This window comes from Paenibacillus athensensis (genome assembly GCF_004514475.2).
GTDB lineage: Bacteria > Bacillota > Bacilli > Paenibacillales > NBRC-103111 > Paenibacillus_AL > Paenibacillus_AL athensensis.
Genome location: NZ_MYFO02000001.1, coordinates 130,655 through 144,056, shown reverse-complemented (window position 1 = coordinate 144,056; position 13,402 = coordinate 130,655). Strand labels below are relative to the sequence as shown.

Sequence of the window (13,402 nt, the reverse complement as noted above, 5' to 3'; positions counted from 1 at the left end):
CATCATCAGTATTACATGTCCCATTTGCAGTCTCCTTTATGTCTACATTGTATCACTCAACAGCATGTCCGAGTTCTCATGGATTGCTAATGTGGTATTAAGTCAAGATAGTAGACGCAGACAATCATGAAGCGGCGGCGTTTGACTCAAGATACCGACATTGAAACTGTTACCCCCTTCCTGACGGTGACGAGCACGCTCGCTGGGCGGACGATTTAGCCATTTGGCATTGAAGGGACTGAACATTTTAAAGATGAGCTTAACCAGTACCTCCACTAAACTAAAGGGCATGAGCCCGGTACGCTACCGAACGCATGCCCTTCAGGCTGCTTAATTAAACACTGTCTGACTTTGCGATTGGCCTGCAGCGGCCGGCGCTGGATGGAAAAGGCACGGCGCAGTGAGCGCCGACAGGGCCGGTGTAGCTTTGGCCGGCCGAGCCGGATGAACCCGCGCGTCTGCCGACTACAGCGGCATCGTTTTGATCAGGCGTTTGACCGGGCCGTCTGCAGTCGTGATTTCTTCATAGACGCGGACCGACAGGCCGGATTGCACCTGATCGCCCTTGATGCTGGAGAAGGTCACGATTTGCTCGCCGTCAATCAGCTTGCCGCTGCCGCTAAACGGCACCGACGTCGTGCTGAGCACTTCGCCGAACGGATCGACCAGATCGAAGGTCATTTTCGAGAAGGCTGAATCTACGATGACAGCGTCCTTGCGTTCAAGCGACAGGTTGAGACGCAAACGGTAAATGAAGCCGCCGCTGTTGTACGTCCAGCTCGCTGCGTAATCGTTAAACGTCACGTCAAACGGATAGAACGAGAACGGACCGTTCTCCGGCTCCTGCTGCAGCGCGACCTGGAACGCTCCGAGCGACAGATGATCCGCGTCGTAGACGCCCAGCGCCAGCTTCTCGCCCGTATCGGACGACGACATCATGTACGAGTAGCTGACCACGTAGCTGGTATTCGGCAGCAGCTGCTTGACCGCGAGCGCCTGACGCGTGCCGGCATACGTGTAGCCGGAGCCGCTGGACAGCTCAGTCGCCAGATTCGGCACGTCGATGGCCGTTGTGCCTTTGTTCGTCACTTTATATTTGGCGATGACGGTATTGTAGCCGTAATCGTCGTTTTTGTGCATGTGCAAGTCCTCCAGCGCGACCTCCAGATTGGAGTCGACGGCGTTGCTGCCGGACAGCGGCAGCGGCGAGCCGAGCGTATACGGCTTGGCTGCATCGTAAGCCGTCGCTTCGGCGTTGCTGCCGACGCCGGCCAAGCCGGCGACGAGCACCGGCAGCGCGCTGCCCTTGCCCGCGGCGGCTCCCGCTCCCGCATCAGCGGCCTGGGCGGCAGCGCTCTCCAGCACGACCAGCTGGAGAGCGTCCGTGCTGACGCCCGCCGGCACGATGCCGGAGAAGCGGTACGTCGCGCTTTCCCCCGGCGCCAAATACGCCGGGTGCGCCGAGCCGTCGCTGGCGCCGACGGCCAAAGCCCCCCGCAGCGCCTGGAACTCGGCGCTGAGCGCCGGCAGCGCGACGATGTCGCTGCCGCTGTTGCTGAGCGTCACGTTAGCCTGCACGTGCAGGCCGTCGCTCAGCTTGTTGGCCGACGCCCAGGAAGCGGCGACGGTCAGCCCTTGCGCGTCCTCGCGCGGATAAGCGGCGGCTTCGCCGACCTTCGCTTTGGCGAAGGAGCCGCCTATGCCGAGCGAGGCCAGCGTGGTCGTTTTCGCCTGTCCCTTCGGCGAAAACACGAGCGCGAGCCCGTCGGTGGACAGGCTCGCCGGCACCGACGCCTGCAGCGTCACCTGCTGGCGTGCGCCCGGGAGCAGCGTCGGCACGCCGCTGCCGGTGACGATCGCGCCGTAGAGCAGCCCGCCCGGAGCCTGGAGGTGATACTCCAGGGCGTCGGGCAGCTTGTAGCTGATCGTGCCGAGATTTTCCAGCGTCAGGTCGGTGTACACCATCCAGACGCCGTCCTTGTACACCCGGTAGCTGTTGCCCAGCTCCGCGGAAATCAGTGTATCGTCGGTCAAGGTCGTATCAATGTCCTTCATATTGAGCACGGCGGTTTGCTCCGCGCCCCCGCTGCTCTCCATCGCCGCGCCGACCGACAGCGCGCCGACCTCCTTCATGTAACCGGAAGCGCTTGTGCTCCATTCAAAGACGTCGACGGTCAGCTTCGACGCATCGACGCCGGCCGGCACGTCGGCGCTGAATTTGTACGACTGCGCCTGATGAGCCTTGACGCGCGCGCCCGCTTTTTCCGTCAGCTTGGCCTTGTAGGCAACGCCGCTCGGATCGACGACTTTGACGCCGTAGCGGTTGAAATCGACCGCGCTGCCGCTGCCGTTGTTCAACTGGAGCGCAAAACGCAAGGAAGCGGAGTCCGTATTGCCGGACAATGTTACCTGATCGAGAGAGAAATAAACCGAATCGCTAATATAAACGCCCATCTGCTCGGCGAAGGCCGCTGTCGACAGCGGCAGAACCGCAAGCCCTGCGGAAGCGATCAGCAATGCGGATCGGCCCAGCAGCCGTTTCATCGTACGCTGTGGTTTCAATGGAAGTCCTCCTTGCCTGAAGTGGATTATCGTTAATCAAAGCGCAATGCGTCAATCGGACGCAGCTTGGAGGCTTTGTTCGCCGGATACAGCCCGAATACAATGCCGACCACCACCGAAAACAGGAAGGCATACAAGCTGATATCCAGCGAAAGCTTGGTCGTCTGCTGCGGGTTGAAATGCGGCCACGCCATAGAAAGCACCACGCCGACGACCAGACCGATCAAGCCGCCGAAGCCGCTGATCACCGTCGCTTCCACCAGGAATTGCAGCAAAATGTTTTTGCGCTTGGCGCCGATCGATTTGCGGATCCCGATTTCGCGCGTCCGCTCGCTGACCGTCACCAGCATAATATTCATAATGCCGATGCCGCCGACCAGCAGGGAAATCAGCGCAACCGCGACCAGTTGGTTGGTCAGCGTATTCGTGGCTTCCGTGCGGGCGTTAAGCAGCTCATCCTGGTTGATCAGCGTAAAGCCGGTATCGCTTTTGAATTTGTAGGTCAAATATTGCTTCATCGTATCCTGCGCCTTGTAAATATCGTCCTTTGTCGGCGCTTCAATATACGTCGTGCGGATTTGCCCCAGCTTGAACGAGCGGCGGGCCGTTTCCAGCGGCACAATGACGGAATCGTCAATCGAAGCGCCGCCGATATTCGAGCCCTTCTCCTTGATCGTGCCGACCACGGTAAACACAACGCCGTCAATATTGATTTCTTCGCCCACCGGATCAAGGAAGCCGAAGAACGCTTTGGCGACTTCGCTGCCGAGCACGGCGACATTCATGCGAAACTCCTGATCGGCCGGCGACAGATTGCGTCCGGAGGCGATTTGTCCTTTGACAATTGACAGGTAGCGGTCGTTCGTGCCGATCACGTTGTATTTGTCCTGCGTGCGGTCGTACTTGATGTTTGAGCCGGCCTTCGTCATCGTCGGTGCGATCGACTGAAATTCGGGAAAGCTCTCGAAATCCATCAATTCGTCGTAATTCAGCTGCGTGGCCCGGCCGTTGCCGTTCACGTTGACCACGAGCAGGTTCGTGCCGAGGCTTTCGTATTGCTGCGCAATTTTCTCCGACGTACCTTGGCCGATCGCAACCAGCGTCACCACCGAGCTCACCCCGATAATGACACCCAGCATCGTCAAAATCGTCCGCAGCGGGTTGGCCGTAACCGTACGCAGCGCCATAGAGAACAACTCGGTTATTTTCATACCGTCACCTCGCGCTTGCCGGCTAACGCCGCATCGTTCCTGTGGTCGCCAATAATCAGCCCGTCGCGCAGCGACACGACGCGCTTGGCGTTGTCGGCAATGTGATGATCGTGCGTAATCAGCACAATCGTGTTGCCCTGCTCGTTCAGCTGCAGAATCAGCTCCAGCACCTCTTCGCCGGTGCGCGAATCCAGTGCGCCCGTTGGCTCGTCGGCGAGAATCAGCGACGGCGAAATCGCCAGCGCCCGGGCAATCGCCACCCGCTGCTGCTGGCCGCCGGACAGCTCACTAGGCTTGTGATGGCCGCGTTCTCCCATCCCCAGCAGGCTGAGCATGGAGAGCGCACGCTCCTTGCGCTCCTTCTTGGCAATGCCGGCGTAAATCATCGGCAGCTCGACGTTTTCCATCGCCGTCAGTCGGGGCAGCAGATTGAATTGCTGAAAAATAAATCCGATCTTCTGATTGCGCAGCTCGGCGAGCTGGTTATCGCTCATCCGTTCGGTGGCCACCCCATCGAGGATGTAGCTGCCGGAGGTCGGCACGTCGAGCAAGCCGATCGTATTCATGAGCGTCGATTTGCCGGAGCCGCTCGGGCCGATGATGGCGACAAAGTCGCCTTTTGCCACGGACAACGAAATGCTTTTGAGAATGTGCAGCTCTTCCGCACCGCGCTTGTAGGTTTTCGTAATCTCGCTAAGCTCGATCATATTCATGTCTGCGACTCTCCTTTCCGGCTGCGGCTATCGATTGCTGCCACCACCACCGCCACCGCCGCCGTTTCCGCCGCCGCCGACACGCGTCGCGCCGCCATTGCTATTTCCGCCGCCGAAACCGCCCGCTCCGCCTGCTCCTCCGCCGAAGCCTCCGGCTCCGCCACCAAAGCCGCCGGCCCCGCCGCCGTTTTGCTGGAACTGCTGACGCAAACGGTTCACTTCGTCCTGACTGAGATTTTGCTGGCGCTTGAGCTGCGGAATGACGACCTTGTCGCCTTCATTCAAGCCCTTCGTAATTTCGATCTGCGTTTTCGAGCGGATGCCAATTTCGATTTCATGCTGCGCCTCCACCGTGCCGTCCGGCTTCTTGAGCGAGACAAAGCGCTTGCCCTTCTGCGATTGCAGCGCCTCCGGCGGCAAATAGATCACGCCTTCTTTGTCTTGAATCAGCACCTCGGCTGTAGCCGTCATGCCATATTTCAGCTGATTGTTCGTATTTTTCGCCGCAATAACCACATCGTAGAAGGTAACGCCGTTCGTCGTCGTACCGACGGTGGACACCTGCGTGACCTCGCCGGCAATCGTCCGGCCCGGCAGCGAATCGACCTTGATCTCTGCTTTCATGCCGGTTTTGATATTCGGCAGGTCCAGCTCGTCGACCTGAATCGGCAGCTGCATGTCCTCCAGACTGGCCACGGCGCCGAACTGCGTGCCGCTGTCGACCTTGCTGCCGGCGTGATAGCTGCTCAGGACGTCGACCTTTTTGTTAACGAAATCGGTGGAAAAAATGCCGTCAAACGGTGCGACAATTTTCAGGTTATTGACTTTCTCCTGCGCGGCGTCGACCTTCAGCTTCTGACGGTCAATCGCCGATTGCTTGCTGTCCACGTCGCTTTGGATCGAATCGTTTTCGAACGTGGCGATGACTGCGCCCGCTTTGACAATATCGCCGGATTTGTAAGGCAGCTTGACGATACTGCCCGACGTATTGGCCAGCACCGAAGCCGTTTGACTATACGCGAGCTGCGCCTTGCCCTCGGAGTCGACCGAGCGTTCGCCGATCGTCACCGTGCCCAGCGCGTTCATGCCCGCGTCCATCGAGCCGTCGTTATCGATCGCCACTTCGACGTCCAGCAGCTTGCCGCCCTTGCCGTCCGATTTCGGGTCATTGCCGATGCTCTGGATCGTGCCGGTTTTCGTCAGCATAAAGCCATCCATCGTCAAATCGACCGGATCGCCCTTATGCAGCTGAACGGCGTCCTCCAGGAAAAACGGCAGCGTGACCGTCAGCTTGCTGACATTGGCAATCGTCGCCAGCTTCGTCGATTTGTTGACTGTCGAGCCAACGTCGAGATTGCCTCCGTATGTAATCTTGCCGCTGATCGGCGCTGTAGCCTGCAGGCTGCCCTCTTGCGCCAGCAGGTCGGTCATGTCGCGCTGCAGCTGCTCGTAAGCCATCTGCGCGTCCTGCAGGTCGTTCTCAAGCGTGCTGCTGGACAGCTCAATGAGCACGTCGCCCGCTTTCACCGGCTGATTTTTGACCAGATGGATCGACTTGATCGTTCCGTCAGCCGGCGCGGAGATGATTTGCGTTTCCTTGGGCTCAAATTGCGAGGTCCCGGACACCGAGGAGCGAATATTGCCCTTTTTCGCCTCCACGACCACCTCCGTCTGCTCGGCAGCCGCCGATTTCTTACCCTTGGCCAAATACAACCAGCTTCCGGCCCCGCAAATCGCTACGGCCACAATTACGATGAACCATTTGCTCCGCCACCATTTCATGTTTCGCTTTCCTCCCCAACGTTTACGGCTTTACCTTGGACTCCAGCAGCTCAATGAGCTGCTGTTCGACGCTTTTGCCCATGCCCACCGGCGGGCGCGCCCCGTCTGCGGACGCTTGGCCGCTTGTTTGCTTGCGGTTTTTAAAATCCTCGATCAGCTTGTCGCGTTCCTGCGGTGACGGGCCTGCCGCAAATCTTGCGTGGTCCCCGCTCATGCGCGCCTGCATGCCTTGCAGCAGCTGATCGCAATAGGCCCGCTGCTTGGGGCTGAGCAGCGCGACGACGCGCCCTTGCTCGGCATCGCCGACGCCGCCCGCCTCCTCGGTCTGGCGGATGAGCGGCAGCAGCGCTTCGGCCTGCTCCTTGCCAATCGCCAGCCCCGGCTGGCGGTCCAGCTTCAGCAGCGCCTGAAACAGCATCACAAGCTGCCGTTCGCTGCTGCTTTGCACCTCTGCCGGCGCATCGGCCGGGACGCTATCCGCCGACGCCGCATGGTGCGCCACGCCCGCTGCGCCGCACCCGCCGAGCAGCAGCGCCAGCGTCAGCGCCGTGCCCGCGGCCAGCGCGTTCCATCGTCGCTTCATCGCCGCCACCCCCAAACATGCACAAAAAAAATCCTGTCTCAAGGACAGGATACCGGGCAATCATGAACAATGTTTGCGGAACTTGTGAAAAAATTATGAAGAGCCTGGCAGGCTACGGGCAGCGCGGGAACGTGACGCGAAATTCCGTTCCTTCGCCCAGCCGGCTTTTGACATCGATGGAGCCCTTCATCCCCCCGACCAGGTGCTTGACAATCGTCAAGCCAAGCCCCGTGCCGAAGCTGCCGTCAGGCCGCGGACTGCGCGCCTCGTCGGCTTTGTAGAAGCGGTCCCAGATGCGTTCCAGCTCAGAGTCGGACATCCCGCTGCCCGTATCGCGCACGTACACGTGAAGCGCGTCGCCGATATCCAGAGCAACCGTAATGGCGCCACCCTCCGGCGTGAATTGAATCGCGTTGTAAATCAGATTTTGCACGATTTGCGCAAAGCGGTCCGGGTCCAGATACGCTTCGGCCTTCCCCTGCTCCGGCGGCGGCAAAATCAGCTGCATCGACAAGCCCTTGGCCCGCACCGGCTCCTGCAGCACTTCAAGGAGCGCGGCCAGCTTGTCGCGCAGCTCCAGCGGCCGCGGCCGGAACACGTCCACGCCATTCTGGATCGTCGCCAGATCGAGCAGATCGTTCACCAGCCGCTGCAGCCGCTGCACCTCCTGATCGCAAATTTGCAAATAATGCGGGTATTTCTCCGGCGGAATCACCTTGTCGTTCATCGCCACGATAAAGCCGCGCAGCGTCGTGAGCGGCGAGCGCAGCTCATGCGAGACGTTGGCGAGAAACTCCTGACGCGCCCCTTCCCATTCTTCCAGCTGCTCGACCATGAAGTTGAAGCTGGCGGCCAGCTGCCCGACCTCGTCCTGCGACGTGACCGGAATCCGTGGCGAGAAATCCCCGCCGGCCAGCTCCAGCGCCGCCCGGTTCATCTGCTGCAGCGGCCCGGCCAGCTTGCGCGAAAGCACAAACAAAATCACGCCAACCGCCACGAGCGAAAACAGCAGCGGCACCACAATGTTGATCCGTACCGCCGACAGCGCCTCGCGAATTTCGCCGACCGGCACCTGCAGGAACACGACGATTTCCTGGCCGTTGAGCTGATACGGCGCGTAGTAGGTAAACAGGTTCAGCGGAAGCTTGCCCGGGCCGGTAAAGCTGACGACCTGAAAGCCGCTTTTCCCCTTCAGTCCTTCGATAAACAACGCATCGAGCTGATGCGGCAGATTCGAGCCCTGCTGCTCCGAGGAGCCGTTCATCATCGTCCCCTTGCCGTCGACGAGCCATACCTGCCCGTTGATGCTGCGCGCCACCAGCCGCACCGTGATATTCAGCTCGCGCGTCGAGATCGAGCCCTCCTGATAGGAAGCGAGCAGACGCGACACCTCGACGAACCTTTTTTCCAGCAGCTCCTTCTGATCCTTATAAAACAAATCGGTAAAGTAATAATTCCAAAACAGCCCCAGCCCGACAAAAAACAGCACGCACGTCGCCAAAAACGACAAAAACAGCTTGATATACAAGCTTTTGAACCGGGCGGCCAGCCACTGTTTAGCCATGCGCGGTCACCTCGAAGGAATAGCCGATTCCCCACAGCGTCTGAATGCTCCAATCGTTGTGCTGACCGAGCTTCTTGCGCAAATTTTTGACGTGCGCGTCCACCGTGCGAGTGCCACCGCTGAAATCAAAGCTCCATACATAACCCAGCAAATCCTCGCGCGAAAATACCCGGGCCGGATGACTGGCCAAAAAATACAGCAGCTCCATCTCCTTGGGCGTCAGCTCAATGCGCTTGCCGTCAATCGTCACCCGGAACTGCTCCAGATCGACCAGCAGCGTGCCGATGCGCAGCTGCTTGCCTTCGGCCGGCTTGGCGCCGCCCGTTTCAGCGCCCCCCTGCAGCGTGCGCCGCAGCACCGCCTTGATCCGCGCGATCAGCTCGTTCGGATCAAACGGCTTGACGATGTAATCGTCCCCGCCGGCGTTGAAGCCGCGCAGCTTGTCAATCGACTCCCCGCGCGCGGTGAGGAAGATGATCGGCAGCCGGTTCAGCGGCTCTTCCATTGCCCGGATGCGCTCGCTCAGCTCGTAGCCGGAGGTGTCGGGCAGCATGATATCGAGAATCGCCAGCACCGGCTTCTCGCGTTTAATCGTCTCGATCACCTGTGCGCCCCGAGTCAGCACAATCGCTTTAAAGCCGTTATGCTCCAGATACAGTCGCGCAACCTCGGCGATATTCGGCTCGTCATCGACAATCAGCACTTTCTCCTCGCCGCTCATCGCGCTGCTCCCTGGTCCCGGCGCCGCTGCTTCTGCAGCTCCCGTTCCCGAATGACGCCGGAGCGGTCGCGGCGCGTGTGCTTGTGCACAAGCTCCTCGTCGGCGAGGGCGCTCGCACAGCCCCATGCCAAGCCGCGCTTGGCACAAAGCGCCTGGCACTCGGCCAGCAGCGCCGCATCGCGAATCGGCAGATCGAGATCGACGAAGGGCGCGGCTTCGCTGCTGTCTTCCTGCAGCGCCGCAAGATGCGCCTCCAGCCGTTCGCGCAGCGCAGGAGCGTCAAGGCCAAGCTCCTCGACATGCTGCGGCTGCAAATTGACCAGCGCGCTGCCGAGCATTTTCCGCGCTCCCGCCTTGTTGTCACGCCTGTGGTGATAAAGCGCAACGGCAATCTGAATCAGCCCGACATAGGTGCGGCTGCGCGCATCGCCCGGGTGCGCCTTCCAGTATTCCTCCATCACCTCATGGCATTCGAAATAGTCGCGTTCCGCCTGAAAAAACAACAAATAATCCTTATACGCCTGCGGGTATTGTATATTCAACGCCTGACCTCCCTGCTCCGGCCATCCTGCCGGGCCCTGCGCGGTGGCGGGCAGAAGCGGCGGCCGTTCGTCTGCATCAGCTTTTGCTTTTTATGTTACCCGAAATGCGCCGGATCGTCCAACGCTGGCGCAGGATTCGTTAGGCAAATCGTTGGCGGCGGCTTGCAGTCCGTCACGCCTGGATGCAAGATGCACCCTTCTATAGCAAGCCCCACACGTGAAACGTGGTCTTTTCCCCGCAAGCGGCGCAATATTTGGCTTCTGGCTTGTTCAGCTTCGAGCAGCCACCATGCAGTGGCGACGCTTTTTTGGTGCATTTATTTTTGAGCGGGGCCCCGCAGTCGATACAGTAGTTGTCGCTATCGTCGGTAACGAAGCCGCAGCGGACGCAGACCAGCTTTTCCTTTTTCTTGTCGCTCATGGCGGTTCACTCCTTGATCCAGCTTTCCGGACGCTCGCTGCGCCCTCCCGTTATCGTATGCGAAGCGCCGCCATTGTGCCTGCCAACCGCACCGGCTTGCGGATTCCCCTGAGCGCTTACGCTTCCAGCAGCCGCTCCAACTCGCTTTTGGCAAACTGTTCGCCCATGAACACGGCCACGTCCCGCACCTCTCCCTGCGGAGCAATCTGCAGCAGCTCCCAGTTCGCCCGCTTCGTCCCTAGACCGTTTGAGAAACGCGCAAAGGCTCTTTATTATTAGTAATTATTACCATTAAAAGAGCTCGGAGGAACGTATTCATGACCCATCTCTCAACAGGCATCTACCATCACCTGCTGCAACAGCAAACAGTGTAGGTAGGTGCCTGTGGGGATCGTCGACAAGATGCTTGTCGGCGGTCCTTTTTACATGTACTACCCTTTGCCTATTTTTCATCGGTTCCGCAGCAGGAAAATCCCCCCTTTCCCCCGAATAACATGTATGATAAACCAAACATCGGAAAGGTAACCGTTCATGAGCAAATTCCAGCCCCTTCTCAGCGATGATTCCCAACGCACGGAATCGTATCAAATCGCCAATCTGTTTTATGTCGCCTTGTTCGGCGGCAGCGTAGCTTTGACCATACTCGGCATTCAGAACTGCCGGATGCTCAAAATCGCCAAACCGGCCAAGCTGCTGCTGCTGATCGGCTCCCTTCTCCTGATCGTGATCAAGCCGGTGATCGCCTACCTGATCGTCGAACGCACGCTGCCAGGCTCGTCCCTGGCTTTTTGCACGTATAAGCTGCTTGATCTTGTGCTGTTTTTGGCCTATTACCATGTTTTGAAAATCCCCTATCGCCTGCACCTCGTCTATATCGCCGAATACCGCTTGCTCAGCTACCGCGGCTTGGGCGTAGCCATCTGCCTGATTGGTCTGGCCGTCGACGTTCCGGTGCTGCTGGCGATGTATTCATAAAGGAAGGTGCGTGATGACGCTGACGCAAACGAATCGGATTCCCGCCATTGAGCATTATCTCCATATCAAACGATACCCGCGGGCTTTGGAGCTGATCGATCAGGGCTTGGCCGAACAGCCGCAGCATGCGGAGCTCCACTTTCTGGCTGCACGGGCCTATTATTGCCTCGACGAATGGGAGGAAGCGGAGACGCATCTGCAGGAAGCGTTCAAGCTTGGGTATCCCCCCACTGAAATTCATTATTTGTCCGGGCATATGTATACGGAAAGCGGTCAATGGAGCAAGGCGGAACGCGCTTTTCTCGACGGACTCCATCTGTCTCCGAATAACCCGCGGCTGCATGCCGCTTACGGCGCTCTGTTGATTCAGACCGGACACCGCCCGCAAGGGCTGGCGCTGATTCGGCAAGCCGAACGGCTTGATCCCGAGGACCCGGAGGTACTGCGGCACCGGCTTTATGGAGAGATTGCGCGAAATCACAATCAAACCAAGCTGCTGACCCTGCACAAATATATGCAGAACAGCACCGATCAGTCGAACGCCCTGATTCAAATGGGCCTCACTGCGCATTTCAGCGGCGATCACCGCACGGCCAAGGAGCATTTTCGCGACGCTTATGCCATGAATCCAACCAACTCGCGCATGCTGGACAATCTACGGCTGCTGGAATATCGCGCCAATCCGCTGCTGTTCCCGCTCAGCCTGTCGGACAAAATCGGCGGCATCCCGTTCCTCTGGTTGACGCTCGCCTGCTGTCTGCTGATCCTGCATCCGTTCTACCCCAAAGTGGCCTACGGCGGACTGATTGGCGCAGCTGCGCTGGCTCTCTATCTGTATTTGGCCAAAGCCGCCGTGCTGATTCATCAGGACGCCCGGGACTCCTCCTTGCCCTATTGGCAAGGCTGCCTCAGATCACCCGTCATTCTCAGGGTGCTGAGCGACTTTTTGCTGCTGATTGCCGTGCTGCTCATCTACATCCCCGGGGTGTGGGTGCTGATCGGCATCGCGCGCATGTTTTTGCTAAAAACAATAAGAAAAAGGGAGAATCAATGAACATGAACCGTCTACAGTGGCTCCGCCAAGTAACCGAGTGGCACCCCGATCAGGCCGAAGGCTGGTATTGGCTGGGACAGGCCTATATCGAATCGGAGGAATACGTCGCTGCGATTGTAGCTTTGACCGAAGGGCTCAAGCTCGCTTCCCCCGAGCAGAAGCCGCTGTTTCTCGACCTGCTGGCCGCCGCCGCCCAGCCTGCCGCACCCCAACCGCCGAAAGCACCGCAGGAGCAGACAACGGAACAGCCCCTAGAGCCTGCCGCTCCCGCTGCGCCGCAGACGGAAACCGAAGCTTCGCCGGCTGCTGCCCGCAGCGACCGTAGCCCTATGTTCAAGGTTATTTCCGGGCAAAAAGACGATGCCGCCGCCTCGCGGAAGCGAGCGCAGGAAGACGTCATCTCCTTCGCCGATGTCGCAGGACTGACCGATTTGAAAAAAACGATCCGCATGAAAATCGTCAGCCCTTTTTACAATCAGGGCTTGTTTTCGAAATTCCGCAAAAAAGCCGGTGGCGGCGTATTGCTCTACGGTCCTCCCGGCTGCGGCAAAACGTTTATGGCCAAAGCAACCGCCGGCGAATGCCGGGCCAAATTCATCCCGATCCACATTACCGACATCCTCGATCCATACATCGGCGTCAGCGAGCGCAACCTGCACGAGCTGTTCGCCAAAGCGCGGTCGCAAAAGCCGAGCATCGTGTTTATCGACGAGCTGGATGCGATCGGCTACGACCGGGCCAAATCCAGCTCCAACTTCCGCGGCTTGGTCGATACCTTCCTCACGGAAATGGAGGGCATCGATTCCTCCACCGATCAGGTGCTGGTCATCGGCGCGACCAATATGCCGTGGGATGTCGACAACGCCTTGAAACGTCCGGGGCGGTTTGACCGGATGATTTTTGTCGCTCCGCCCGATGAAGAGGCGCGACGGATGATTTTTGAGTTAAAGCTGAAGGATCGGCTGCATCAAGGAATCGACTTTGCTTCGCTGGCCAAGCGCAGCGAATTTTTCTCGGGCGCGGATATTGAGAACGTCTGCGAGCGTGCGGTGGAGAACGTGCTGGAGGATATTTTGGAAAGCGGTATAGAGCGGCCAATTGCCATGCGCGATATGGAGCAAGCGCTGGAAAGCATCACGGCATCCACGCTGGAATGGCTGAAAACAGCCAAAAATTACGTGCGTTATGCCAACCAAAGCGGATTGTACAACGATATCGAGGCGTATTTGCGGGTGTACGGGCGGAAGCTGTAGTAAGGAGCGAAGGTAAACAAT

12 protein-coding genes are annotated in these 13,402 nt (G+C 58.9%); 3 read left to right on the top strand and 9 right to left on the bottom strand.

Annotation, left to right across the window (positions count from 1 at the left end):
- Window positions 1-465: 465 nt before the first annotated feature.
- The 9 genes from B5M42_RS00600 to B5M42_RS00560 all read right to left on the bottom strand — a co-directional run bounded on the left by B5M42_RS00600 (window position 466) and on the right by B5M42_RS00560 (window position 10,099).
- Window positions 466-2,562 (bottom strand): hypothetical protein, encoded by a 2,097-nt coding sequence (locus B5M42_RS00600; RefSeq protein WP_134750714.1) that lies wholly within the window; start codon window positions 2,560-2,562, stop codon window positions 466-468.
- A gap of 32 nt (window positions 2,563-2,594) precedes the next feature.
- Window positions 2,595-3,773: an ABC transporter permease gene (locus tag B5M42_RS00595; protein ID WP_134750716.1), complete on the bottom strand. Its 1,179-nt coding sequence runs from the start codon at window positions 3,771-3,773 to the stop codon at window positions 2,595-2,597.
- Window positions 3,770-4,486 carry an ABC transporter ATP-binding protein gene (locus B5M42_RS00590; protein ID WP_134750718.1) on the bottom strand — a complete coding sequence of 239 codons (717 nt, stop codon included), beginning with the start codon at window positions 4,484-4,486 and terminating at the stop codon, window positions 3,770-3,772. The genes B5M42_RS00595 and B5M42_RS00590 overlap by 4 nt, the downstream gene beginning before the upstream one ends.
- Before the next feature lie 27 nt (window positions 4,487-4,513).
- Window positions 4,514-6,268 (bottom strand): efflux RND transporter periplasmic adaptor subunit, encoded by a 1,755-nt coding sequence (locus B5M42_RS00585; RefSeq protein ID WP_134750720.1) that lies wholly within the window; start codon window positions 6,266-6,268, stop codon window positions 4,514-4,516.
- A gap of 22 nt (window positions 6,269-6,290) precedes the next feature.
- Window positions 6,291-6,851, bottom strand: a complete 561-nt coding sequence (locus B5M42_RS00580) for a hypothetical protein (protein ID WP_134750722.1) — start codon at window positions 6,849-6,851, stop codon at window positions 6,291-6,293.
- Between the two features lie 112 nt (window positions 6,852-6,963).
- The gene (locus B5M42_RS00575; RefSeq protein ID WP_134750723.1) at window positions 6,964-8,415 is read right to left on the bottom strand and encodes a sensor histidine kinase; all 1,452 of its coding nucleotides are present in this window, start codon (window positions 8,413-8,415) and stop codon (window positions 6,964-6,966) included.
- On the bottom strand, window positions 8,408-9,136 hold the full coding sequence (locus B5M42_RS00570) for a response regulator transcription factor (RefSeq protein WP_134750726.1): 729 nt from the start codon (window positions 9,134-9,136) through the stop codon (window positions 8,408-8,410). The genes B5M42_RS00575 and B5M42_RS00570 overlap by 8 nt, the downstream gene beginning before the upstream one ends.
- Window positions 9,133-9,678 carry a DUF309 domain-containing protein gene (locus B5M42_RS00565; RefSeq protein WP_230632543.1) on the bottom strand — a complete coding sequence of 182 codons (546 nt, stop codon included), beginning with the start codon at window positions 9,676-9,678 and terminating at the stop codon, window positions 9,133-9,135. Before B5M42_RS00565 ends, B5M42_RS00570 begins: the two co-directional genes overlap by 4 nt.
- 199 nt (window positions 9,679-9,877) lie before the next feature.
- Window positions 9,878-10,099, bottom strand: coding sequence for a zinc ribbon domain-containing protein (locus B5M42_RS00560; protein WP_134750728.1), 222 nt, complete (start codon window positions 10,097-10,099; stop codon window positions 9,878-9,880).
- 531 nt (window positions 10,100-10,630) lie between these two features.
- On the opposite strand from B5M42_RS00560, the gene B5M42_RS00555 reads away from it, so the two are divergent.
- Genes B5M42_RS00555 through B5M42_RS00545 form a run of 3 tightly spaced genes read left to right on the top strand, consistent with a single transcriptional unit; the run spans window position 10,631 to window position 13,381 of the window.
- Window positions 10,631-11,074, top strand: a complete 444-nt coding sequence (locus tag B5M42_RS00555) for a hypothetical protein (RefSeq protein ID WP_134750730.1) — start codon at window positions 10,631-10,633, stop codon at window positions 11,072-11,074.
- Between the two features lie 13 nt (window positions 11,075-11,087).
- Window positions 11,088-12,128, top strand: coding sequence for a tetratricopeptide repeat protein (locus tag B5M42_RS00550; protein ID WP_134750732.1), 1,041 nt, complete (start codon window positions 11,088-11,090; stop codon window positions 12,126-12,128).
- Window positions 12,129-12,130: 2 nt separating this feature from the next.
- Complete coding sequence (locus tag B5M42_RS00545) at window positions 12,131-13,381, top strand: AAA family ATPase (protein ID WP_134750733.1); 1,251 nt, start codon at window positions 12,131-12,133, stop codon at window positions 13,379-13,381.
- The last annotated feature ends 21 nt before the right edge of the window (window positions 13,382-13,402 follow it).